The organism is Neopoerus faecalis, from assembly GCF_029218125.1.
Lineage (GTDB): Bacteria > Bacillota > Clostridia > Oscillospirales > Oscillospiraceae > Oscillibacter > Oscillibacter faecalis_A.
In genome coordinates this window covers 104446-128193 of record NZ_JARFXX010000005.1, presented here as the reverse complement: position 1 = coordinate 128193, position 23748 = coordinate 104446, and the positions used below count along the sequence as shown (strand labels likewise).

Here is a 23748-nt window from a genome sequence, read left to right as displayed (position 1 = left end):
TAATTATTGAGAGATTCAACACATCTTTCAGCGGTGCAAAATGTGTCCCGTTTTTTCTGGAACAGCGGCAGTTCACGGCAAACAGCTCCGGTCCCCTTTCTTGAAAGGGACCGGAGCTGTTTTTGTGTCACTTCATGGAGCGTGCCAGGAACGCGGCGATCTGCGCGCGGGTGCAGGTGGCGGAGGGGTCGAAGCGTCCGCCGCCCACGCCGGCGGTAATGCCGCTTTCCACGGCCCAAGCCACGGCCTGCGCGTAGTAGCTGCCGGCGGGAACATCAGCAAAGCTGACCTTATCCGTTGCCGTGGGCTGACCCATGGTGCGCCACAGCATGGTGACCATCTGGGCGCGGTTGATGGCGGCGTTGGGCTCCGTGCCGTCGGAAATACCCTTATCCTTGGACCACAGCTGCGCCCTTTCGTACCAGTTGGCGCCGCCGGAGAGATCCGCGTCGTTCTGCCGCGCCAAAATCGTCCAAAGCTGGGCACGGGTGGCGGAGGCGTTGGGCGCGTAGATCGTGTCGCTCACGCCGTTCACCAGCTCGCGGGCGCTGACGAAGTCGATCTCCTCCCTCGCCCAGTGATTCCGGGTGTCAATGAAATCCTTGGAGTTGTCAACGATCTTCACCGTGGCATTGCCGTCCACGGTGAGGCGGATGCCGTTCTCGGTGGGAACGGAAGCCTTCAAAATCTCCTCCGTGCCGTCGGGATGGACGAGCACCGCCACGGTGCCGGGCTTCGCGTTGGAAACGGGAATTTCCACCTCGGTCTCGCCCGCGTTCTTGGGCAGCTCCACCTTGACGGTGGGGGCGGTGCTGGAATCACGGGAAGCCTCGACTTCCACAGGGGCCTTGACGGCCTCGCCGTTCTTCTTGGCGTCCTCCACGGCCTTGTTGCTCAGGGCAGTTTTCGCCTCGGTCTGGCCGTTCTTGTCGGTTTTCACCGTGCCGGTGGAGCCGTCGGCGAGCTTGGTTTCAGTAATGGAACTTCCGTCCTTCTTGGTCTCAGTCTTGGAAACGCCGCCGTCCTTGGCGGTGGTGGTCTGGGTCACGGAGCCGTCTTTGCGGGTCTCGGTCTTGGTGGTGGAGCCGTCAGGATTGTTTTTCGTCTCCGTCTTGATGACCGGGTTGCTGTCGTAGTCGTCCCGGTCGGAGGACGAACCGCCGCCGCTGGAAGAACCGCCGGAGGAAGATCCACCGGTATTGCTGCTCACGCTGTATGGCGTGATGAAACCGGTCAGCACATCGTAATTTTCTTGGTCCTTCGGCGTAAAGACCCACTTGTAGGCCGTGTTCGCCGTCACAACCGTCGTTTCGTCCAGTTCCCACTGAATTGTACCCTCGGGCTGAATGGTGCCGGCAGTCAGGCTTGCGTCTTCCAGTGTTTTGCCGCCAGTGGTGATGGCGGTGTACTTGGGCGCGCCGGTGGGCGTGGCCTTAATGACCTTGATCGTCACCATGCCGGAGGTTTCCGCATAGACAGCCGTTTCTGTCGGCGTAAACTTCCACTCTGCCTCAAAATCGCTCATGCTGTCCGGCGTTGTCTCAGGACTCGTCCATACAAACGTGCCCTTGACCTCGGTATCGCCGTCTTTCATCGCGCCGGAGAGGGTGATGGTGTTAAGCTGCTCGCCCCAAGCCAGCGTGGTTTTGCTCAGGGTCGGCGTACCGGTGGGGACGGTCTTGTTGGTGGCCTCGACGTTGATGGTCAGGGTGAAGTCATGGTAGTTGGTCGTAGAGACCTTGACCTCGACAGAACCAATGCTGCCTGTTTCTTTCGTTTCCACGGCCTGAATGGGCAAAATCAGCTTGCCGTCCTTGACTTCCGCGCTCTCCTTCGTTGCATCGTAATAACCATCGTTGGTAAAGTTGATTGCATCCGTACCCAGCGCATACGTCACCTCGCCGTATTCCTTGGGGCTTTCCAGCTTCGGCAGCAGCGCGGACAGATCGAATTCATAGGTATGCGCGCGGTTGTTCGTGACGGTAACTGTCTGCTGCTCTGTGCTGGTCGGTGCGTCTGCCTTGGTAATGTTGCCGGAGGCGGTGAAGGCCCCGCCGTCTTTCAGCACATAGTTTTTTGTCTTGCTGTTTTCCTTCAGTTTCACCGTACCAGTAACAGACTTGTTCTGCTCCACGCTGGCATTGTTAAACTGAGCCGTGACGGCGTAATCCTCCGCAGTGAAATTTTCATTATTTTTCAGTCCGGTAAAGGTCACGTCAGTACCGGTCGCATCGGCGGTGCCGTCATAGGCCTTGTCAGGCACGGTCACTCTGGAGATGTCCAGTTCCGCCGGGATGATTTTCCATTCCTTGGATACCGTCCCGCCGTAATTGTCCTTTCCGGTGACGGTCACAGTGGCCGTTCCGGCGTTGGTGTTGTCTGCGTAGGAAACGGTATAATCCTTGTCCTTTGTCAATTCTGCGCTGTTGTAGGTCACCTTGACTTCCGGGGTAAGAGCCTTACCGGTATACACGAGGCTGTCCGCGTTTGTGACCTCGATCTCCGTATTGCCGCTGTTTAGGTCGGCCGGGGTGACGGTCAGCTTGTAGCCCCGCAGGGGCGTCTGCCAGCGGTAAGCGCCGCCGCGTTCCTTTCCGTTGACCACGCAGAGGACATCGTAGGTCTCGTTGGCTTCCAAATCAGTCCAGTTGATGGAATCGACCGTCTCTTTGTCAAACCGGTAAGCGCCGCTCTCGTCCGGTCTTTTCTCAATATCATTGCTATTGGAGGGTGCGATCTTCTGCGTTGTACCGTTTTCCTTCACGACGTACCACTCAAAACCCATCCGCCCGATGTTTTCATCGTCTGTTTTCAGCGAAAGCGTAAAGGGGATCGTATTGCTGCCGATGGCGGCGCTGGCGGTTTCTTCTTTGCTTAGAAGCTGCGTCTTTGTGTCTTTAGCGGTATAAACTGCAGTACCTCCGTTCAAAATCGCGGTCGGATCTACGGTGATGTTGCCATTCATCAGGGCATACCCATCGTCCAGCAGGGTATAGACGGGCTTTGAGCAGATAATACCTATTATACCGCCATGCAGGTGAAGCTTTGCCTTAGAATCGTCCGGCACCGTCAGGCCCGTAAGATAGCCGCTTTCCATAGTCAGCGTGCCGCTGTCGGCGTTGATGGGGCCGAACACGCCTTGACTGCTGACCTTTTCCCTGGAATCCCGGATGGTCAAATCAACGCCGTTCAGGTTCACCTCAGTACGTCCACTGTCGGTGTCGCAGTTAATCCGGTGGCCGTTCAGGTCGATGGTCAAAGTTTTGGCCGCGCCGAACGCTGTAAAAGCATTGGCGCCGCCGTCGGCGTGCAGGGTCAGCGTGCCGCCGTTTGCCAGCCAGTCGGTGACGGCTGCGGCAATTTCCGTATAAGCGGTGCCGTCAACGGTGGCCACGATGCCGGTCATCTGGCAGACTGCGCATTTGCCGTCTTTGACCACCTTGTGGGGGCAGGCATAGCCGCAGACTGTGCATGTGCCATCTTTATAGGTGTGCGGTGCCGGTTCGCCGCTGGTATAGCCGCAGGCTGTGCACTTTGAAGTGTGCCACTGACCATCATCTGTCCAAGTAGTTTTCATGTCATGCTCTGTCGCGGCGGTGGCTCTGTTGCCGCAGATGCAGAGCGCATAGTGGCCGTTTTCATCGTCTTGGGCGTAGCCGCCAGTGCCATCAAAGGTGCAATCCGCCAGTTTTGGTGACGACGCTGTCACATTAAAACCGCACTGGTCACAGATCTTTTTATGCTTTGCAGACCCGGAGGGCGTATATGTAGGATTAAGATGATCGCAGTATTCAAGGACGAGCGAAGTTCCCTCTATTTTGGAAGCCCCCCACTCCGAGGGAGATACCACCTTGCCGTTAAGGATGCCCTTGTGTATCGGTTTTGTGCTGTACAGTCCAACCCCATCGACCAGTTTCTGAGCGCTCCCCCCGTGGAGCTCCACCACGCCGCTGTTGATACCCAGATGCACATATCCTGTACCTTCCAACCGGATCGCCGCGTCCTTGCCATTTGAATTATTGATGACCAGCTTTCCGGTGCCCTTACCGTCTTTTGTTTGCCCGTAAATGTAAAATGCGTTTCCGCCGGTGTGTATCAAAGCGCCGTTGACCGTCAGCGTTGCGCCGCCGCAGAGAACAAGACCGCCCATTTGCGAACCATCTACGGTCAAATCCCCGTTGATGGTCATGTCGCTTTGAACTATGTAGAATTGGCTGCTCAGAGGTTGCTTCGCCATTTCTGCTGTTAGTATGGGGCCAGTTCGGCTGAAACTGGTATACGGTATAATGTTACCATTCGCATCAACATCATCCGGAAAGACTTCCACCATGTCCGCCAGCGGGGCCACCTGCTCATTGAACCACTTGGACAGCGCCACCAGCTTCTCCGTGTTTTTCAGCTGTTCCCGCTGTTCCTCGGTCAGGGTTTCATAATACGCTTCGCAGGCGGTCTGAAACGCCTCGTAGACCGCCATGGCCTCCGCATCGTCCATGCCGTCCAGTTCCGCCGCGTCAGGTAGAGCGTCGATCATCGCCTGCAGGTTGACCACGGCCTCGTCCTGCTTTACAGCCGGGTCCTCCTGCTGTTCTTCCTGTTCCGCAGGCTGGCCCTCCTGCTTCGCTTCCGCAGACTGGCCCTCCTGCTCCGGGGCCGCAGGCTGATTCTCCTGCTTCGCTTCCGCAGACTGGCTCTCCTGCTTCGCTTCCCCGTTTGCCGGGTCTGTCGATTCCTCCACGGCCGGGGGCGTCTGCGCCGTCCCCTCCGTCCCCTCCGTCTCCTCTGCCAGCGCCGCTGTGGGCAGCAGCGTCAGGCACAGGGCCAGCGCCATAAAACAGCTCAAAATTCGTTTTTTCATAGGGGTCCTCCTTCATTTCATGCTCCGCCCGAATCGTTCTCCCGCGGGCAGAGGGGTATCCCGTAGGGGTCTCCCCTACGGGCCCGGGGGCGCCCCCGGGCAACTTTTACAGGTTCACGGATTTATTGTAACAGCTTTTCCGCACTTTGTGGGGACGTCTGCATGAAACGTCCTTTATTTGACATGAAATATCATCGGAACGGCCCCGGTCGACATTCCACCCGCGTTTTCGCCCGCTTTCTGTATGGCAGGATCATACACCGTACGTTCACGTGCGATGCAAGTGTTTTTTCATTTTTGGGCATTTTTTTATTTCATGCTTGGCAGCGCCGCTTTCCTCTCAACAGCCTCTGACCCAGTTTTGACCCAGAACGCGAAAAAAGCGGGCAGGGCTGGACGGAAACAACGGAAAATCCGCCGAGCGGACGGTGGCAAACAGCACAAATCGGAGCCGAAACGGCTCCGATTTGTGCGTGAGACAACCTACGGGCCAGAAGGCCGGGGGTTCGAATCCCTCACGGCGTACCAAAAGTCCTCGAAATCGTCTAATTTCGAGGACTTTTGCTTTTCATAAGTTGTTATTTTCGGATACCGCCTTTTTCTGACCCAACCGCTGACCCCAACGGGAGCGGGTAGCGGAAAGGTCTATACCGCACGGGAGAGGATGTTCCCCATGGTCTGGGCGGCTTTGAGCTGGGCGTTAGCAGTGACATGGGTACAGGCGTAAAGCTTGCGAAATAGTGGTCCGGCATGGATGACCGCAAGACAAGGAAAACCGCCTATAGGCGATTTTCTTTGTCTTTATGCCGCATTTAAAAGTTCGCTCCAGCTCCAGACAGCATTTACATCTGGAATACTTCCGATTCTCCAGACTGAAACGCCGTTTACACCCAGAAGGCGGGCAGCGTTCAGCGCCGCTTGCACACTGGATGCATCCTGATACCATAAGAAATAGCGGCTGCCGTCCTCGGTCCGATAAATTGCGTAAGACTGCTGATACGTCTGTGACCAGCCGTGCTCCGTATCGCTTTGAGACAACCGTTTGATGACCGTCTCGTTGGAGGGATACACAGGTGTTTCCGAAACCAGCTTGCCGTTTTCATCAATTTTCCAAGCGGTGCTTGCAGCGCTGAAGCCAAGCAGCAACTTAGAAGGCGCAATCTCTGAAACGGCATACTTCAACGCAGTGTATACAGACGCAATAGGTGTGGTGGCGGCAGTTTTATAGTATTCTGTGCCGGTGAAACCGGTCATATTCTGCGGGCCATAGCCATAGGCCATCAGAATCACGCGGTCAGCCAATTCGCCGATTGCCCGGTAATCATATCCGTCATAATAAGCGGATGTTGTTAATACCGGCGGCACACATACAAGCAGCTTTTTATCCAGTTTTTGAAGTGCCGGCTGTAATTGCCGCAGGAAATCCAAAAACGCTTCCTTCTGCGGTGCGCGCAGGCCCTCAAAGTCGATTGTGACGCCCTCATAGGGATTTCTGCCAATCTGGCTGTAGGTCTTGGACACCTCCCCGACAATCTGCTGGACAGCCTGCGTGCGGCCGCTCTCGGAGGTTAGCATCTCCTTCAGCTCCTGCCCATCCATAAAGACGCTCAGGTTCAAATGGGAAAGGCTTGCGGTCACCTCCTCATAGCCGGATGGAATATGGTATTCATTGCCGCCCTCCGCCGTGGTATTGAGCGTGGCCGCTGTACCGTCCCAGGTCATACGGCTCCACCCCGCGCTGACGTCATCCATACGCTGGACCAGAGATAGCTGGCTGTACGAGGAAATAGCATAAAAGCCATGGACGAACGCAGTCTGCTGCTGAAGCTTTTCATATATGCGGACCAGCATGGCCGCCGCCTGTGCGCGGGTAGCCGTGCGGTCAGGGCCAAAGGTAGTATCGGTCAGGCCCTTTGTCATGCCGATCTCATAAGCAACCGCAATATATCCCCGCTTGTCAGATACATCTGTAAACGGCAGGCCGTTTTCCTTTTCAGCATCCGCCGCACAGGCTTTCAGCCCCAATGCCCGCACCAGCAGCTCCGCCATTTCAGCGCGGGTAGCAGGGCTGTTCGGGCGGAAGGGTTCGGTTTTTTCAATCACATCATGGGCTGCCGCACAGGCGATCGCATAACGGTACTGCGAAGAAAGCTCCTCCGGCAGAGCCATCGCCGGCGTAATATCCGCGTCAGCTTCCTCCATCGACGGAGTCTGCCATCCCAACATGCGGGCCAGCACAACAAGAAACTGTGCGCGGGTCATGGTGTCTGAATAGCCGAATTGCGCTTGGCTGTACCCATTCATCAGGCCATAGCGCACGGCCTTTTCCACTTCGCCTGCCAGCGCGCTGCTGCCGGGAACATCCGCATAATAGGCTCCGGCCACCGAAGAAACGCAGAAACAAGTCAGTACCAGCGCCAGCACATATGCTGTGATCCTTTTCATGCTGAAAATCCACCTCTTTCTTTTTTGGGTGGCTTCATCCTATCATGGCAGCCCAAAAGAAATATGAAATTTTCATGAATTTTAACAGCAGATGTGATCGACAATTTTCATTGCACGCTTCAGTTGAATATCCGTTTTGATCGTAAAGCAGCCTATTCCCCCAACTATTGTTGTATTTTTACACGCAAAAGTCAAAAGACCTATTGATTTCTTTCCAATGTATGCTATAATCGGAACTTGCGATTTTTAAATGCACAAGGAGCCGTTGGAATGAAAGAAAATGCAGATTATGTCTGTGGAATTATTGCACACAACCTAAAAAATTTCCGAGAAAAACAAAAACTCAGCATGGACCAGCTTGCAGCCCTGTCCGGCGTCAGCAAGAGCATGATCGGACAAATCGAGCGCGCTGAGACCAATACCTCGATCTCTACCCTCTGGAAAATTGCATCCGGACTGCACATACCATTTACATCCCTGATCGAACACGATTGGGAAAGCGTGACGCTTGTCAGCAAAGAGACTGTGGATATGGTGCGGAGCGAAGACGATCTTTTTCGCATCTATCCCTATTTCCCCATTAACGGAAATCAGAGCTTTGAGATTCTTTACATCGAACTGGACCCCGGTGCTTCCAACAACTCGGAGCCTCACGCTGCCGGCACACAGGAATATCTGATTGTATTCGGCAGTGCGTTGGAATTGTTCGTCGGCACTCAGAAGTATGAAATATTGCCAGGGAATGCCATTTCCTTTTCGGCCGATCAGCCGCATATGTACCGTAACGCAACGGATAAAATGACAACGGTCATCAATGTCATTGTTTATAAAAACGATTGAGTGTTCTGCCCTGAATAAAAATACGGCTTCAATATAGGTTCCCTGATTGCATCGTGAAAACCGGGACCGCAGCAGAAGAAACGCTGCGGCCCCGGCTTTTTGCTGAATCGCCATGTTAATTTAGCCAAATATTTCCCGTGGTATATGTTAGCTTTCGCCAAAATTAGCAACGAAAGCCCAAAAAGGCTTGACTAATATATAAGTGTGTAGTATGTTTTTTGTGCAATATAATGCACAAAAAACATATTTTTTGCACAACTCAGAAGATGAGATTACATTGAATCTTAGGAAAGGAAGAAGTAATATGGCTATTACCGAAAGAGTGGAAAAAATCCGCCAGAACTATGTCAACACAAAGCCGCATATTTCTTACGAAAGAGCTTGGAGTTGGACAAAATCCTTCCAGAGAACCGAAGGACTTCCGAACATTATCCGTGTCGCACAGGCATTTAAGGATACCTGCAGTGAGCTGTCCGTCAACATTTGGGAGGGCGAGCTCGTTGTCGGTACAAGCGGTGAGTACCGCAAGTGCGCAATTCTGACGCCGGAATTCGGCTGGCTGTGGATCAACGATGAGATTGACACCTTCCCGGAGCGCGGTCAGGACCCCTATGAGGTAACGCCCGAGCAGGCCAAGTTCATTCGGGAGAACATTTTCCCCTACTGGAAGGGCAAGTCCATTGAGGAAGCGTTCCTTGCACGTACTTCCGAGGCAACGAAGAAGATCGGCGTTGATACCGGGTTCCTGGACACCGACTCCAAGTGGAGAAACGGCGTCGGCGAGATTTCTGCCGATTATATTGACGTTCTTCTGCCCAAGGGCTATGCGGGCATCAAGAAAGAGGCCGAGGAGCACCTGAGCCAGCTCAACGAGGCAATTCCCGAGGAGAAAAAGAAGATCGATTTCTACAAGTCCATCATCATGATTGCCGATGGCATGATGACGCTGGGCCGCCGCTATTCCGAAAAGGCGACTGAGATGGCCGCCGTGGAAGCTGACCCCAAGAGAAAGGCCGAGCTGGAGGAGATCGCGCAGATCTGTGCGACCGTTCCCGCCAACCCGCCCAAGAGCTTCCGCGAGGCAATTCAGTTTGTGTGGTTCGTCCAGTTGGGCGGCATCCTTTCCGAGAACCCGCTGGCATGGAACCCCGGCCGCTTCGATCAGTATATGTATCCCTATTACGAGGCGGACCTGAAGGCCGGCAAGATCGACTATGATACCGCACTGGAGTATGTTGAGTGCCTGTGGCTGAAGTATTCCGAGTGGGCATGGACCATTTCCAAGAATACCGCGAGCTTCTTCGCCGGTTACACCAACTTCGAGAACCTGACCATCGGCGGAACCAAGGTCGATGGCACGGACGCAACGAACACCATCTCCTATATGGCGCTTCAGGCCACCAAGGAGTGCATGACCCATCAGCCCACGCTGAGCTGCCGTATTCATCCCGACTGCCCGCCCGAATTCATGGAGGCTGTTACCGAGCTGGTATCTACCGGCTGCGGCTTCCCCGCAATTCACGGCGACCGTACCGGCTACCAGATGCTTTCCAATCTGGGCTATGAGCCTAAGGACGCAAAGGACTGGAACAACTGCGGCTGCGTGGTGCCCCATTCCAGAAAGACTTTCCAGTGGACCTCCGCGGCAAGCATCAGCTTTGCGGCCGCTCTTGAGTTTGCACTCAATGAGGGCAAAAGCCGCCTTTCCGGCGAGCAGGTCTCTGTTCCCGAGAAGGACCCCAAGACCTTTACCTCTATTGATGAGATCATCGAGGCCTGGAAGAACCAGTTCAGATATCTGGTCAAGCAGGGCGTTATTTCTCTGGTCACCGCACAGGAGATTCACAGAGAGAGCGGTCACCGGCCCTTTATGTCCGCCTGCAACGAGTATTGCCTGAAGAACGGCAAGGACCTTGTGGACGGCGGCGCGAAGTACAACATCGGGCCTGTGTTCACCGGCGTCGGCCTGTCTGTAACCGCCAACTCTCTGGCAGTTATCAAGAAGCTCGTCTTTGAGGATAAGAAGTATACCCTTTCCGAGGTCATCGACGCGATCAACGCCAACTGGGAGGGCTATGAGCAGCTCCGTCAGGAGGCACTTGCCTGCCCCAAGTACGGCAATGATAACGATTATGTCGATTCCATCGCAAGAATGCTGGAGGAGTTCTTCTATACGGAAGTCACCAGCTACAAGGATCTGTACGGCAACCACTTTGTAACGGCATTCATGGGTATTTCCAACTACCTGCCTACCGGCAAGGTGCTGGGCGCAACCCCCGATGGCCGTCACGCGAAGGACCCCATCAACGAGGGCGTTTCTCCCTACACCGGTTCCGATACCTCCACCTGCCTGGCAGCTCTCCGCAGCGCGGCAAAGATGGAGCACGATATCCACAGCGGCGGCACCCTGCTGAACCTGCGTCTCAACCACGATCTGGTGGCAACCAAGAGAGGCCGCGCAAATCTGGGCGCTATGCTGCAGTCCTACTTTGCCATCGGCGGTTTCCACGTGCAGTTCAACTGCATCTCCAATGAGGTGCTGGCAGACGCACAGAAGAATCCCGAGAAGTACAGAAGCCTGCTGGTTCGTGTTGCCGGTTACTCCGCACAGTTCACGAACCTCTCCAAGGAGATGCAGGATTCCATCATGGCCAGAAACGCACACGGAGATTTCTAATGAGCGTAAAAGGCTATGTAATGCAACTGCAGCCTTTTTCCGTTAATGACGGTGAGGGCATCCGGACAACCATATTTCTGGCCGGATGCCCCCTCCGCTGTAAGTGGTGCTCCAATCCGGAGGGCTACAGCCGCGAGGCTCTGGTCGGTTGGTATCAACGCAAGTGCGTTGGATGCGGTAAATGCGCCGCCGTATGTCCGCAGGGAATCGGCATCAACCTGAATGAAGAGCGGGACAAATGCATTGCCTGCGGAAAATGCGCGGAGGTCTGCCCGACAAACGCCCGGAGCGTTCTGGTCCATGAGGTCGATGCCGATGAGGTTCTGGAGGCAATTCAGAAGCACCGGCTGTTCTATGCGATGAGCGGCGGCGGCATTACGTTTTCAGGCGGCGAAGCCACCGGGCAGCCGAAATTTCTGAATTACCTTACAGAACATATCTATGACTTGGGCTACAGCATGACGATCGAGACCAGCGGCTTCTTCGAGTTTGAAGATGTCAGAGAATCTCTGGAGCGCATGGACCTGATTTTCATGGACCTCAAGCATATCGACAGTGCGACACATCAGAAATACACCGGCATTCCCAACGAAAAAATTCTGGAAAACATGAAAAGGCTGCAGCATCTGCCCGGAGAGGTTGTAATCCGCATCCCGGTTATCGGCGGCGTTAATAATGACGAGGACAATATCCGCCGCTCCGCCGCATTTGTCCACGCAAACATCCCGAAAGCGCGGATGGAGCTTTTGCCATATCATAACTTCGGCATGATCAAGTATGAAGCGATTGGCAGACCATACCAGAAAGAGGCATTCTACAGACCCTCTGTGGAGGAGATGAATCATTTGCGGGAAATCGTTGCAGGGGAGGGAATTGAGTTAGCAGACTTCCGGTAAGGACCGGTATCCCAAAGCTGAATATCTCCATCCTTCTATAAAAGGAAATCTAATCAGCACAGCACAGCCGTTGACGAAGCGGCAGTGCTTTATGCAAAGCATTATACTTAAAAAAAGGAGAGAGAAAATTATGGAACAAAAAGAAAACAAAGTTGGAATCAAAGGCTGGATCGCACTGTTCGTCCTGTGCGTCATGTTCTCCGGCGTCCTGAAGAATGCTGAGGGCCCTCTGGCAGCCTTTGACTTCTCCAATCTGGTCGGCGCATGGGGCAAGATCGGCGATGCCGGTCAGAACTTCATCGGTAAGGGCGGTGCCGGCGCAAGAGAGGGCATGATGCAGGCACTGAGCCTGATCCCCGCAATTTCTTTTGCCGTGGCAGTCATTGATGTTGTTACCCAGTTGGGCGCCATTGACGCAGGCGTCAAACTCTTCACCCCGCTGCTCAGACCGCTGCTCGGCCTCCCCGGTGATTGCGGTGTCGCTTTCGTGTCCACCTTCACCAGCTCCGATGTCGGTTCCGTTATGACCAGAGACCTGTACAACGAAGGAAAGCTGACTGAAAAGGAGCGCGCTATTTTCACTGCCTATCAGTATGCCGGCTCCGCAGTCGTTTTGAATACCATGAATACGCAGGCGGCTCTGCTCCCCATTATCCTGTTTGCGGCCGGTCCTGTGATCGTTGTTCTGTTCTTCTGCAAGGTGCTGGGTGCTAACCTCGTAAGACTGATCCTGACTCTCGAAGAGAAGAAAAAGAAGGAGGCTTAATATATTATGTCTGAAGCTACTACTACTAAGAAAAAGCCCATTATTGATGTTTTCCTTGGCGGCGCAAAGCGCGGATTTTATATTGGTGTAGAGACCGTTCTTCCCTCCATGATCCTCGGTTATGTCATCATGCAGTTCCTGACTCTGACCGGATTGATGGACGTTCTGGCTATTGTCTGCGCCCCTGTTATGCGCCTGTTTGGTCTTCCCGGCGAAGCCGCGGCCGTTCTGTTCTCCGCGTTCTTCTCTAAGGCTGCCGGTGCTGCTGCTGCCGCCTCCCTGTTTGGCGAGGGCGTTCTGACTGCTGCACAGTGCACGATTTTGATCATCCCCTGCATGCTGATGGGCACTCTGGTGGGCCACTTCTCCAGAATCGTTCTGGTCTGCGGTGTTGAGCCCAAGAGACAGCCTCTGATGCTGGCGGTTCCCATCGTCGATTCCATTGTCGGTATGCTGGTGATGAGACTCATTCTCGTTGTCATGGGTCTGATGTAAAAATGACTGCTTGCACTGCGTATTATAGGCAAGCACTATAATACGCAGTGCAGCTGCTTTTTAGAGGAGAAAATATGACGAATCTAACACCGTTTGGGGCCCTGTTTATCATCCTTCTGGTATTCGCGTTCGGCGATTTCGTCGGCGTGGTAACGAAGGCGAAGGTATCTACGATGTTTGTCATCATGGCTACCTTCCTGGTCCTGTTTATGACCCATGCGATTCCCGCGGATATCTGCACAACCGCTAATCTTACCTATGTGACCAGCATCGGCCTTCAGTTCCTTCTGGTCGATATGGGCAGCAGCGTTGGTCTGACAGAGCTGAAAAAGGAGTGGCGCACCGTTGCCACCGCAACCATTGCATTGCTTTTGGCAGTGGTCGGCTGTGCGATTGCCATTCCGGTTATCGGCCGCGAGGCTGCTCTTGTCAGCATGCCGGTCATCGCCGGCGGCGTTGTCGCTGCCAATACCATGGTAACGGCGGCTGAGAATGTGGGCCTGCCGACCTGCGCGGCCCTGGCTACGTTTATCTACGCAACGCAGAAGCTCGTCGCTACGCTTCCTGCTTCCAACGGCGGCATCAAGTATGCAAACCAGCTCGTAGAGGAGTATCGCAAGCGCGATCATTCCGCAGATGCGGCGTCCAACACCGGCAATGCCAAAACGAAGCAGCTCTTCTGGCAGAAACACAAGCACTTTTACACCAACTTTGTCTGCCTCGCGATTGCCGGCACGATCGTGTTTCTGGCATATCTCCTTGGCAAAGCAACCAACGGCTGGATCGGCCAGTCTCTGTGGAGCATGATTCTCGGTATTGTGGCAAGAAACACGGGCCTTGTTCCCAGCCACTTCCTGAGAGATACCTCCCGGTCTGTTGGCTTCTTCAACTTCCTGACCATGATCACCATGATTCCCTCTCTGGCGAAGATCAACCTTGCGGATATTCCGGTCATCGGCTTCAATGCACTGGTCATCTTCGTATTTGCTATGATCATCATGGTTGTGATATTCCGTTTCACCCCGCTGTGGAAGATCTGCGGCTCCAAGAGCCTTTCCCTTGGCATTGCAATGTGCCAGATGATCGGCTACCCCGGTACGCAGTTGATTGCCGATGAAATCGCTAACGCTGTCGGCAAGACGGATGCCGAGCGGGATTACATTTCCGAAAAGCTCGGCACGGCCTACGTGATCGCCGGCTTTACGACCGTTACACTGCTCTCGGTTGTTCTGGCAAACTTTATTGGAAGAATCCTGTAACACAAATTCTGCGATTTAAGGAGGAACATACAAATGACTGATCTTGAAAAAATTAATGCGTATGTGGAGTCCCACAGAGACGAAATGCTCGAGACCTATCGCAAGGTCATTCTGCAGGAGAGCTATCACAGCGCTCCGGAAGAAGTCCGCACCATGGGCAAGATGTTCAAGGAGATGTTCGAGGAAGTCGGTTTCCGCTGCAAGCTGACCAACGTCGGAACGGACGAGAGCGGCGATATGCTGACCGGTATTCTCGGCGAGGACCGTCCCGGAAAGCCCATCATCTTCGGCGGCCACATGGATACCGTTCATAAGCTCGGTTCTTTCCCCTGCAAGTTTGAGGTGGACGATGAGGGCAAGGTCCATGGCCCCGGCGTTCTGGACATGAAGGGCGGTATCGTGATTGCTCTTTATGTCTGCAAGGCACTCAATGAGATCGGCTATAACAGCCGTCCCCTCAAGATCTGCTTCGCTCCCGACGAGGAGAAGCTGCACAAGCACGGCAACACCGCCGACCAGTTCGTAGAGTTCTGCAAGGGCGGCGAGTTCATGCTCAACATGGAGACCGGCCTGCCCGGCGGCGACCTCTGCGTTTCCCGTAAGGGCAAGACCGAGGTGGCACTGTATGTCGAGGGCGTTTCCGCACACGCGGGCAATGACTTCGCACGCGGCAGAAACGCTATCGCTGAGCTTTGCAAAAAGGTGACCGATATTCAGGCGCTGACCAACCTTGATGCCGGTACAACGGTCTGTGTTGACGTCATTCACGGCGGCACGAACTTCGGCGCATTCCCTGCTCACGCAGAGGCTACCTTCGATGTGAGAGCCACTTCCGTGGAGGAAATGCAGAAGGTTAAGAAACAGATCGAGGAAATTGCTGCAAAGACCTATATTGACGGCACGACGACCACTATGGAATACCAGATGGAGATGCTGCCCTTTGAGTGCACTGAGGGCGTCATGAAGCTCTATCACATGGTTCACGATATCTGCGTGGAGGATGGCTTCGGTGACTTCCCGCTGAAGCACATCGGCGGTTCTTCCGATGCTGCCTACGCGGTGATCGCTGGCGTTCCCTCTCTGTGCAGCTGCGGAATTCAGGGCGAGTGGAATCACACCACCAAGGAATATGCGATCCTTGAGTCCCTGTATACGCGCACGAAGCAGTGGGCCGATGTGGTGAATCATATCAAGTAATTTAAATCGTCCCATTCGTATAAGAACGGCGCTGGCTCTTAATGAGCCAGCGCCGTTCAGTCTGTCGAGGAACCCGGGCTGTACTCAGGAGCAGACTGGGTCTCGAACATATATGAGCAAAAAAACAGCAAAGCGAAACGAGGACAACAGATTCCTCCATTTCCATGTGGCCAATTTTTTCAAGTTCATGGCAACAAACTTAAGCTTCACCCAGTTCGTCACCTGAGCCAAGCCTCTGTATTGCGTATAACGCATCGCGTGTTTTTCCTTGGCGTCCGCGAAGACTCGTTCAATGGTTTCCTTTCGGCACTTATAGAGCTGCGCGTACGCAGGCGTATATCTGGCATCGTCCGCCAATTCCTCATAGTCCTTCCAGATATGCCGCTGCACCGTTTTGATACAGTTCTTGGAATGCGTACACCGTTCTCTGGTCGGACAGGCGGCGCAGATATTCGGATCACTCTTGTATTCCCTATATCCATCACGGTTCGTCGTGCTATATTTCAAGGGGTGGTATTCGGGACATATCACGCAGTTGTAGAATTCATCATAGACATACTTCCACCACTCGTGTCCATTCTTCATGGTCTGCGGGCGCTTGTAGGCTGTGGAAAGGACTCTGCCATCGTCGAACACTTTCTTGCAGATATGTGGCGTTTTGTATGCGGCATCGGCCACAACGGCCTCTACCTGTGGGAAATTTTCCGTTACTTTGCCGTAAACTTCATCAAAGGCCACGCTGTCATGAACATTGCCGGGAGTTACCACTGTCTCAAGCACAAAACCGTTCTTGTCGTAGGCGGTATGCGCCTCATAGGCGAACTGTCGCTTATGCTCGCCCTTTACGAATAAGCCGCAGTCCGGATCTGTCGTGCTTTTGGTTACGGTACGAAAGCCTTGCTTCTTCCTGCGGGCCAGCTTCTTCTTAGAGGTGTTGTCTTTGCGCTTCTTAGGAGATACCGGAGGATCGTTGTCATCATCAAAGGGCTTCTTGCCATGCGCTTCTCTATCCGCGTTGACCTCTTCCATCAATTCTTTTGTATAGTGCCTGGCAGCTGCTGGGATCTGTTCCTTCATCTGCTTCTTCGTGTTGGCGTTGGCCTTGATGTGAGTACCGTCAATGAAGACGGCCTTGGGAGACAGATAGCCTGCCTTGGCTACCTCATCTAAAATCCACGCAAATACCCGATCCACGGTCTCTTCGGTGAACCGATGCCGGAAGTTATAGCTCACCGTGGAAAAATGCGGTGTTTCCTCCTGCAGCGTGTATCCCAGAAACCAGCGGTAACAGATATTTGCGCTGACTTCTTCCGCTGTCCGCCGCAGCGAGGGAAGGCCGTACAGATGCTGGATCAGCACCATCTTGAACAACACCACCGGGTCAATGCTGGGGCGCCCATTATCCTCACAATAGAGCGGCTCCACCATTTCATACAGCTGTGTGAAGTCCACCGCTGCATCTATCTTTCGCAGCAAATGCTCCTTCGGCACCAGTTGGTCTATGACTACGAACTCTACCAGATCTCAATCCATTTTCCCGCGTTCCAGCATCTTGCATCACCCTTGCCCATTCTACCATATCTATCAGAAAAAGCTCAGCTCCAGCCGGACTTTTTCGACATGCTGAGGAGACATTCTTCCGAATGTCTCCTTTTATTTTGCATCTAAATTGAAATTGTCAGGCCCTTACGGCTTCTCCCCGTCCTGCAGAGCTTCCTTCAGCGTCCGCCAGCCCAGGACCGCACACTTGACCCGTGCAGGCATATGGGCAATGTCGCGGAGAGCAGAGGCCTCCTCCAGACTGTCGATCTCCTCCTCGGTGGCCTCACCCTGAATCATTTTCAGGAATGTTTCACCCAGTTTCAGAGCCTCATCCTTTTTGCGGCCCACGATCATACCCAGCATGATGTCGGCGGACGCCTGAGAAATGGCACAGCCATCCCCTACAAAGGCGCCGTCCGCAATGGTGTCCCCGTCCAGCTTCAGCTTCAGGAAAATATCGTCTCCGCAGCTTGGGTTCACACCCTCCAGCACAATGTCGGCGTCCGGCAGATCGTGCTTGAATTCCGGGTGGAGATTGTGCTCCGTGAGAATTTCGTTATAAAAGCTCCTATTTTCCATAGCCCATCCGCTCCCTCAAGGTTGATAGACTCTCCAGCAGCCGGTCGATCTCCGCCTCTGTATTGTAGAAGGCAAGGCTTGCACGGGCCGTAGACGGATGCCCCAGATAGGCAAGCAGCGGCTGGGCACAGTGGTGGCCCGCCCGGATGGCGACACCGTCGCTGGCTAAAATCTCGCTGATGTCATGGGGGTGGACGCCATCCACCGTAAAGGTGATGATGCCGCAGTGCTCCTCCGGATTTTCAGAGCCCAGCACATGAACGCTGGGGATATTCCGAATGCCCTCCATGGCCCGCCGGGTCAAATCGACCTCCTGCCGGTGCATATTCTCAAAGCCCACGCGGTTCACATAGTCAATGGCGGCATGAAGCCCCACAGCACCGGCGGCATTGACCGTACCGGCCTCAAACTTGTGAGGCAGCTCCGCGTAGACCGCGCTCTCCCGGGTGACGGATTCGATCATCTCGCCGCCGGTAAGGAAGGGCGGCATCTCCTCCAGCAGCGCCTCCCGGCCGTACAGCACACCGATTCCCATGGGGCCGTAGACCTTATGGCCGGAAAAGGACAGGAAGTCCGCTCCCAACGCCTGCACATCCACGGGAATATGGGGCGTGCTCTGGGCACCGTCCACCACCATGACCGCGCCGCCCCGATGAGCCAGCTCCGCGATCTCCCGGATGGGGTTCACCCGGCCCAAAACATTGGAGACCTGCGTGCAGGCCACGATTTTTGTTTTCGGTGTGATGAGAGCCTCCACCTTATTGAGGTCCAGCGTACCGTCCATTTCGCATTCCATGAATTTCAGCGCCGCGCCGGTCTGGCGGCATACCATCTGCCATGGCAGCAGATTGCTGTGGTGCTCCATAATGGACACCAAAATCTCATCCCCGGCCTTCACATGGGACAGTCCGTAGCTGTAGGCCACTAAATTCAGTCCCTCGGTGGTGTTCCGGGTAAAGATGATCTCACGGGTGCTCCCTGCGTTCAGGAAGGCCCGCACCGCCTCCCGGGCGTCCTCATAGGCGTCCGTGGCGGCAACGCTCAGGGGGTACAGACCCCGCAGGGGGTTTGCGTTGCGGGTCTTATAAAATTCCGCTTCGGCGTCCAGCACGCACTGCGGCCGCTGGGCCGTGGCGGCGCTGTCCAGATAAGCGATATCCAGACTGTTCAGCAGAGGGAAATCCTCCCGATATCCATGGGCCATGCTACAGCACCTCCTCCAATTCCTTCAGAACGGCCTCCCGGGCCGTTTCGTCCTCCATGGTGCGGGCCAGCCGCTCAATAGCCGCCCGGGCCATGATATTCTCCGCTTCCTCTGCGGAAATGCCCCGGCTCTCAAAATAAAACAGCGTGTCCTCGTCCAGCTCACCGATGGTGGCGCCGTGATTGCCCACCACATTTTCCTCGGCGCACAAAATCAGGGGCACCGTTTTGTTGACAACGCCATCTCCCAGCATCAAAACTGTCTCCTGCTCGTTGCCTACGGAGCCGGCAGAGCCTCTCTTAAAGTCGATGGTCCCCCGGAACACCTTCCGGGCATCGTCCTTCAGTGCCCCGGCGGCATTGATCTCGCTGGTGGTCTTCTGTCCCCAGTGGTTTACCACAAGGTTCAGGTCTATCGTCTGCTCTCTCTGGCCCAAATACCCGATTCCGGCGTTGAAGCCCGCGCCGGTGCCGTTAAGCTCCACATGTCCGTCACTATAAACGGCGCCCCGGCCCAGCAGGATTTGAATCAGCTCCACCTGCCCGTTTTCGGCGCACGCCCCATTCGTTTCCAGACGGAGCACGGAGTCCCGCGCCGTATTCTGAATTTGAATCAGACGAACCTTGGCGTCCTTTTCCACGTTCAGCTTTGTGCGGACCAGCAGCTTGTCCTCTGCGCGCAGTGTTTCAAACACTGTGATGGTCTGCCCCGCCGGGGCCTGAATGTCCACGGTCTGCTCGCTGTATTCGCCGCTTCCGGCGATGTCCAGCCGGACAGTCTGTCCGGCTGCAGTAATGCGCTCCGTACCCAAATCCGCGCTCTCGCCCCAAGTCAGGGCCGTTTCATTGACGCCCAGCCGGTTCCATGTGCGGGTGGGGAGGCTGTTGATCAAAATTGTCTCACTCATACTGCTAACTCCTCTCACCCGATGCTGCCCTTCATCTCAAGGCGAATCAGGTTGTTCATCTCCACGGCGTATTCCAGCGGCAGCTCCTTGGAAACATTGTCTGCAAAGCCGCTGACAATCATCGCCCGGGCGTCCTCCTCACTCATGCCCCGGCTCATGAGGTAGAACACCGCCTCATTGCTGATAGCGCCGATCTTGGCCTCGTGGCCGATGGCAGCATCCTTTGTGCGGATGTCCATGGCGGGGATAGTATCGGAGCGGGACTCGGAATCCAGCATCAGCGACTGGCAGGACACGGCGGACTTGGCGCCCTTCGCGCCCTTTTCCACCACCACGCTGCTGCGGAAGGTGCTGATGCCGCCGCTCTTGCTGATGGAGCGGGTGTTCATATAGGAGCTGGTGTTTTTGCCTACATGGACCACCTTGGCGCCGGTGTCCAGATTTTGTCCGGCACCGGCAAACGTTACGCCGGTGAACTCCATCCGGGAATTATCGCCCTTCAAAATGCTCATGGGGTACAGGCAGCCCACATGGGAGCCGAAGGAACCGGACACCCACTCGATGACGCCGCCCTCCTCTACCAGAGCCCGCTTTGTATTCAGGTTGTACATATTCTTGGACCAGTTTTCAATGGTGGAGTAGCGGAGCTTGGCACCCTTTTTCACGTACAGCTCCACGCAGCCGGCGTGGAGGTTCGCCACGTTGTACTTCGGAGCGGAGCAGCCCTCGATAAAGTGGAGGCTGGCCCCCTCGTCCACAATGATGAGGGTGTGCTCAAACTGTCCCGCCCCCTTGGCGTTGAGGCGGAAATAGGATTGCAGGGGAATGGACAGGTGCACGCCCTTGGGTACATACACAAAGGAGCCGCCGGACCACACCGCGCCGTGAAGCGCCGCGAACTTGTGGTCATGGGGCGTCACCAGCTTCATGAAATACTTGCGCACCATATCGGCATACTCGCCCTTCAGGGCGCTTTCCATGTCGGTATACACCACGCCCTCCGCCGCCACGGAGTCCTTGACATTGTGGTATACCAGCTCGGAATCGTACTGCGCGCCCACACCGGCCAGGGACTTCCGCTCCGCCTGGGGGATACCGAGGCGCTCAAAGGTCTCCTTGATGTCCTCCGGCACATCCTTCCAGTCATTCCGCATTTTCGTGTTGGGGCGGACATAGGTGGCGATGTGGTCCATATCGAGGCCCTCGATAGAGGGACCCCAATCGGGGATCTTCATTTCGTTGTAAATCTGGAGGGATTCCAGCCGGAACTGCTGCATCCACGCCGGATCGTCCTTTTCCTTGGAGAGTTTTTCCACGATCTCCGGCGTCAGGCCGGTCTCCAAGCGGTAGGCGTCATGCTCCTCGTCCCGGATATCGTAAACGCTGCGGTCTACATCCTCCACATAGGTTTTCTCTTTCAAATCTGCCATATCAGGAGCCTCCTGCCTCAGTCTTCCTTCAGGCTGCCGAAGCCCTTTTCATTGATCTCCTCTACCAGCTCGGCGCCGCCGTTGCGGACGATGACGCCCTCCTCCATCACATGGGCCGCGTCTACATGCAGCGCCTCCAAGATCCGGGTGGAGTGGGTGATGATGAGCAGGGAGCCGTGGGTCCGCTCCCGGAACAGCCGCACGCCCTCGCTGACAGTCCGCACCGCGTCCACATCCAGACCGGAATCCGTCTCGTCCAGAATAGCCAGCTTCGGCTCCAGCATCAGCATCTGCAGAATCTCCGCCTTTTTCTTCTCGCCGCCGGAGAAGCCCACGTTCAGGTCCCGCTCGGCGTAGCTCTCGTCCATGTTCAGCAGCGCCATGGTCTCCTTGAGCTGCTTTTTAAAGTCCCACAGCCGCAGACGGCTGCCGGTCTTCTGCTCCAGCGCGCTGCGGATAAAGGCGCTGAGGGTCACACCGGGAACCTCCAGCGGATTCTGGAAGGACAGGAAAATGCCCTTCTTCGCCCGTTCGTTCACCGGCAGCGCCGTGATGTCCTCTCCGTCAAACAGAATGCTGCCCGCCGTCACGCTGTAGGCCGGGTTGCCGGTAATGGCATAGCCCAGCGTGGACTTGCCGGTGCCGTTGGGGCCCATAAGCACGTGGGTCTCGTCCGCGCCCACCGTCAAATCGACACCGTGCAGAATTTCCTTGTCCTCCACCCGCACGTGCAGGTCCTTGATTTCCAAAAGTGCTTTCCTCATACTGCCTTATTCTCCTTCCGCGCCGCAGGAGCGGCCCGTTGATTTTTCCCCTGAATGCATGAATTGTGCCAACGTGTAATGGTCCACATAGGTGTTGATCTGCGCCTCCAGCCCCTGCCAGAAAGAGCGTGTGCCGCAGTCGCAGACGCTTCCGCAGCCCGCCTTTTCCTCAGAGATACACGATACCGCGCACAGGTCGCCCTCTGCCGCCCGCAGAATCTCCCCCACCGGGTATTCCTCCGGCGGACGGGTCAGCCGGTAGCCGCCCGCCTTACCCACGGAGCTTTCCACCAACCCCGCCCGGCTCAGCGCCGCCATGATGCTCTCCAAATATTTTTTGGAGAGCTGCTGCCGCTGGGCAATGTCGCTGAGCCGCAGCCAAGCACCGTCCCCCTGCTCCGCCATGTCCAGCATGACCCGCAGGGCGTAGCGCCCCTTGGACGAAACCATCATGACCGACACCTCCCGCCGTAATTACCCACTTTGCAAGTAGGGATTTTACATCTTAACTCCTACCATGTCAATAGGGGTTTGAAAATTTGTTGCAAAAAACCGCTGTTTCGGCGATTTTTTGTCAAAAGTCCGCCACGCTTCCCCGAAAACCGCGCAAAAAGGGCGACAGCATGCCATCGCTCAGTGTACCGAAAAAGTCTTTCACTTCACCGGGCATTATCAGCATTTTCCCGGCGGCCGGGCCGCCTCTTGGCGGATTCGGCAGATTTTGTCCCCTCGCGGGGCGAAAAAATGGACAAATCACCGCGAAATCGCGCTTGTGGTCTGCGGGGGAACGCTGTAAAATAGGAGCAACATTAAAAATAGCAAAAGGAGCATCCATCATGCAGCAAAATGCCCGCTTCATCCGCAAACTGCCGATTCCCATGGACATCAAGAAGGAGTTCCCCCTGTCGGAGCGCGTCTCTGCGGCCCGTGCGGCCCGCGTTGAGGAAATGCGCGCCATTTTGGATGGGCGGGATTCCCGGCTGATGCTCATGATCGGTCCCTGCTCCGCCGACCGCGAGGACAGCGTTATGGACTACATCTACCGCCTTGTCCCCCTGCAGGAGCAGGTGAAGGATAAAATTCTCATCGTCCCCCGCATTTATACCAACAAACCCCGCACCAACGGCGCGGGCTACAAGGGAATGCTTCACCAGCCCGACCCCAGCAAAAAGCCGGATATGCTGGAGGGCATCATCGCCATCCGCCGCCTCCACACCCGGGCCGTGGAGGAAACGGGCTTTGCCTGTGCGGACGAGATGCTCTATCCTGAAAATTACCGCTATCTCTCCGACATTTTGGGCTATGTGGCCGTGGGCGCCCGCTCGGTGGAAAACCAGCAGCACCGGCTGGTGGCCAGCGGCATTGATGTGCCCGTGGGCATGAAAAACCCCACCGGCGGCGACCTGAGCGTGATGATGAATTCCATTTACGCCGCCATGGGCGACCATACGTTCCTCTATCGCGGCTGGGAAGTGGAGACCAGCGGCAACTCCTACACCCACGCCATTATGCGGGGCTATGTGAACGAGCGGGGCGAGAGCCGCCCCAACTACCACTATGAGGATTTGGTGCAGCTCCATAAGCTGTATGCAGAGCGGGGCTTTAAGAATCCGGCCTGCATTGTGGACTGCAACCATGCCAACTCCGGCAAACAGTATCTGGAGCAGATTCGCATTGCCAAGGAGGTACTTCACTCCATGCGCCATTCTGCGGACATTCACGGTCTGGTGAAGGGCCTGATGATTGAAAGCTACATTGAGGACGGCAATCAGAAAATCAACGAGGGCGTTTACGGCAAGAGCATCACCGATGCCTGCCTCGGCTGGGAAAAGTCGGAGCGGCTGGTGCTGGAGCTGGCCGAGGCGCTGTAACGCCCCACGCTTTCCGATCAA

General features: G+C 55.4%; 18 protein-coding genes. 8 read left to right on the top strand and 10 right to left on the bottom strand.

The features are described from left to right. Positions 1-127 precede the first annotated feature (127 nt). Positions 128-4855 (bottom strand): S-layer homology domain-containing protein, encoded by a 4728-nt coding sequence (locus PY311_RS07760; RefSeq protein WP_286148109.1) that lies wholly within the window; start codon positions 4853-4855, stop codon positions 128-130. Between the two features lie 801 nt (positions 4856-5656). Next, complete coding sequence (locus PY311_RS07755) at positions 5657-7300, bottom strand: glycosyl hydrolase family 18 protein (protein WP_286148108.1); 1644 nt, start codon at positions 7298-7300, stop codon at positions 5657-5659. A 270-nt stretch (positions 7301-7570) separates the two neighbouring features. Here PY311_RS07755 and PY311_RS07750 point away from each other — a divergent pair, with 270 nt between their 5' ends. The 7 genes from PY311_RS07750 to PY311_RS07720 all read left to right on the top strand — a co-directional run bounded on the left by PY311_RS07750 (position 7571) and on the right by PY311_RS07720 (position 15430). Continuing rightward, a complete protein-coding gene (locus PY311_RS07750; RefSeq protein WP_286148107.1) occupies positions 7571-8140 on the top strand; it encodes a helix-turn-helix domain-containing protein in 570 nt (189 codons plus the stop codon). A 304-nt stretch (positions 8141-8444) separates the two neighbouring features. Further along, positions 8445-10817 (top strand): glycyl radical protein, encoded by a 2373-nt coding sequence (locus tag PY311_RS07745; protein WP_286148106.1) that lies wholly within the window; start codon positions 8445-8447, stop codon positions 10815-10817. A 20-nt stretch (positions 10818-10837) separates the two neighbouring features. Beyond that, positions 10838-11713: a glycyl-radical enzyme activating protein gene (locus PY311_RS07740; RefSeq protein WP_286148105.1), complete on the top strand. Its 876-nt coding sequence runs from the start codon at positions 10838-10840 to the stop codon at positions 11711-11713. 130 nt (positions 11714-11843) lie between these two features. Then, on the top strand, positions 11844-12479 hold the full coding sequence (locus tag PY311_RS07735) for a nucleoside recognition domain-containing protein (protein ID WP_286148104.1): 636 nt from the start codon (positions 11844-11846) through the stop codon (positions 12477-12479). A gap of 6 nt (positions 12480-12485) precedes the next feature. Next, on the top strand, positions 12486-12974 hold the full coding sequence (locus PY311_RS07730) for a nucleoside recognition domain-containing protein (RefSeq protein ID WP_286148103.1): 489 nt from the start codon (positions 12486-12488) through the stop codon (positions 12972-12974). 74 nt (positions 12975-13048) lie between these two features. Then, positions 13049-14233 carry a hypothetical protein gene (locus tag PY311_RS07725; protein ID WP_286148102.1) on the top strand — a complete coding sequence of 395 codons (1185 nt, stop codon included), beginning with the start codon at positions 13049-13051 and terminating at the stop codon, positions 14231-14233. Between the two features lie 33 nt (positions 14234-14266). Then, a complete protein-coding gene (locus tag PY311_RS07720; protein WP_286148101.1) occupies positions 14267-15430 on the top strand; it encodes a M20/M25/M40 family metallo-hydrolase in 1164 nt (387 codons plus the stop codon). Positions 15431-15514: 84 nt separating this feature from the next. Here the strand turns inward: PY311_RS07720 and PY311_RS07715 are convergent, their stop codons facing one another. From PY311_RS07715 to PY311_RS07680, 8 genes are all read right to left on the bottom strand, one after another. Beyond that, positions 15515-16933, bottom strand: coding sequence for an IS1182 family transposase (locus PY311_RS07715; RefSeq protein WP_434059937.1), 1419 nt, complete (start codon positions 16931-16933; stop codon positions 15515-15517). A gap of 183 nt (positions 16934-17116) precedes the next feature. Then, complete coding sequence (gene sufU / locus PY311_RS07710; protein ID WP_286148099.1) at positions 17117-17551, bottom strand: Fe-S cluster assembly sulfur transfer protein SufU; 435 nt, start codon at positions 17549-17551, stop codon at positions 17117-17119. After that, entirely contained in the window at positions 17541-18755 is a 1215-nt protein-coding gene (locus PY311_RS07705) for an aminotransferase class V-fold PLP-dependent enzyme (protein WP_286148098.1), read from the bottom strand. The genes sufU and PY311_RS07705 overlap by 11 nt, the downstream gene beginning before the upstream one ends. A gap of 1 nt (position 18756) precedes the next feature. After that, positions 18757-19662: a SufB/SufD family protein gene (locus PY311_RS07700; RefSeq protein WP_286148097.1), complete on the bottom strand. Its 906-nt coding sequence runs from the start codon at positions 19660-19662 to the stop codon at positions 18757-18759. A 14-nt stretch (positions 19663-19676) separates the two neighbouring features. Next, complete coding sequence (gene sufB, locus PY311_RS07695) at positions 19677-21083, bottom strand: Fe-S cluster assembly protein SufB (protein WP_286148178.1); 1407 nt, start codon at positions 21081-21083, stop codon at positions 19677-19679. A gap of 26 nt (positions 21084-21109) precedes the next feature. After that, positions 21110-21856, bottom strand: a complete 747-nt coding sequence (gene sufC, locus PY311_RS07690; protein ID WP_286148096.1) for a Fe-S cluster assembly ATPase SufC — start codon at positions 21854-21856, stop codon at positions 21110-21112. A gap of 6 nt (positions 21857-21862) precedes the next feature. Beyond that, positions 21863-22309 (bottom strand): RrF2 family transcriptional regulator, encoded by a 447-nt coding sequence (locus tag PY311_RS07685; protein ID WP_286148095.1) that lies wholly within the window; start codon positions 22307-22309, stop codon positions 21863-21865. 121 nt (positions 22310-22430) lie between these two features. Next, positions 22431-22694 (bottom strand): hypothetical protein, encoded by a 264-nt coding sequence (locus PY311_RS07680; protein ID WP_286148094.1) that lies wholly within the window; start codon positions 22692-22694, stop codon positions 22431-22433. On the opposite strand from PY311_RS07680, the gene PY311_RS07675 reads away from it, so the two are divergent. Then, positions 22693-23727, top strand: coding sequence for a 3-deoxy-7-phosphoheptulonate synthase (locus PY311_RS07675; RefSeq protein WP_286148093.1), 1035 nt, complete (start codon positions 22693-22695; stop codon positions 23725-23727). The genes PY311_RS07680 and PY311_RS07675 overlap by 2 nt on opposite strands. The last annotated feature ends 21 nt before the right edge of the window (positions 23728-23748 follow it).

Bases quoted from the DNA above. Each gene is read 5' to 3' on its own strand.
- PY311_RS07725 (WP_286148102.1), top strand. From the start codon at position 13,049: ATGACGAATCTAACACCGTTTGGGGCCCTGTTTATCATCCTTCTGGTA.
- PY311_RS07755 (WP_286148108.1), bottom strand. From the start codon at position 7,300: ATGAAAAGGATCACAGCATATGTGCTGGCGCTGGTACTGACTTGTTTC.
- PY311_RS07740 (WP_286148105.1), top strand. From the start codon at position 10,838: ATGCAACTGCAGCCTTTTTCCGTTAATGACGGTGAGGGCATCCGGACA.
- PY311_RS07750 (WP_286148107.1), top strand. From the start codon at position 7,571: ATGAAAGAAAATGCAGATTATGTCTGTGGAATTATTGCACACAACCTA.
- sufC (WP_286148096.1), bottom strand. From the start codon at position 21,856: ATGAGGAAAGCACTTTTGGAAATCAAGGACCTGCACGTGCGGGTGGAG.
- PY311_RS07745 (WP_286148106.1), top strand. From the start codon at position 8,445: ATGGCTATTACCGAAAGAGTGGAAAAAATCCGCCAGAACTATGTCAAC.
- PY311_RS07705 (WP_286148098.1), bottom strand. From the start codon at position 18,755: ATGGCCCATGGATATCGGGAGGATTTCCCTCTGCTGAACAGTCTGGAT.
- PY311_RS07760 (WP_286148109.1), bottom strand. From the start codon at position 4,855: ATGAAAAAACGAATTTTGAGCTGTTTTATGGCGCTGGCCCTGTGCCTG.
- PY311_RS07700 (WP_286148097.1), bottom strand. From the start codon at position 19,662: ATGAGTGAGACAATTTTGATCAACAGCCTCCCCACCCGCACATGGAAC.
- PY311_RS07735 (WP_286148104.1), top strand. From the start codon at position 11,844: ATGGAACAAAAAGAAAACAAAGTTGGAATCAAAGGCTGGATCGCACTG.
- PY311_RS07675 (WP_286148093.1), top strand. From the start codon at position 22,693: ATGCAGCAAAATGCCCGCTTCATCCGCAAACTGCCGATTCCCATGGAC.
- PY311_RS07720 (WP_286148101.1), top strand. From the start codon at position 14,267: ATGACTGATCTTGAAAAAATTAATGCGTATGTGGAGTCCCACAGAGAC.
- PY311_RS07680 (WP_286148094.1), bottom strand. From the start codon at position 22,694: ATGATGGATGCTCCTTTTGCTATTTTTAATGTTGCTCCTATTTTACAG.
- PY311_RS07685 (WP_286148095.1), bottom strand. From the start codon at position 22,309: ATGATGGTTTCGTCCAAGGGGCGCTACGCCCTGCGGGTCATGCTGGAC.
- sufU (WP_286148099.1), bottom strand. From the start codon at position 17,551: ATGGAAAATAGGAGCTTTTATAACGAAATTCTCACGGAGCACAATCTC.
- PY311_RS07730 (WP_286148103.1), top strand. From the start codon at position 12,486: ATGTCTGAAGCTACTACTACTAAGAAAAAGCCCATTATTGATGTTTTC.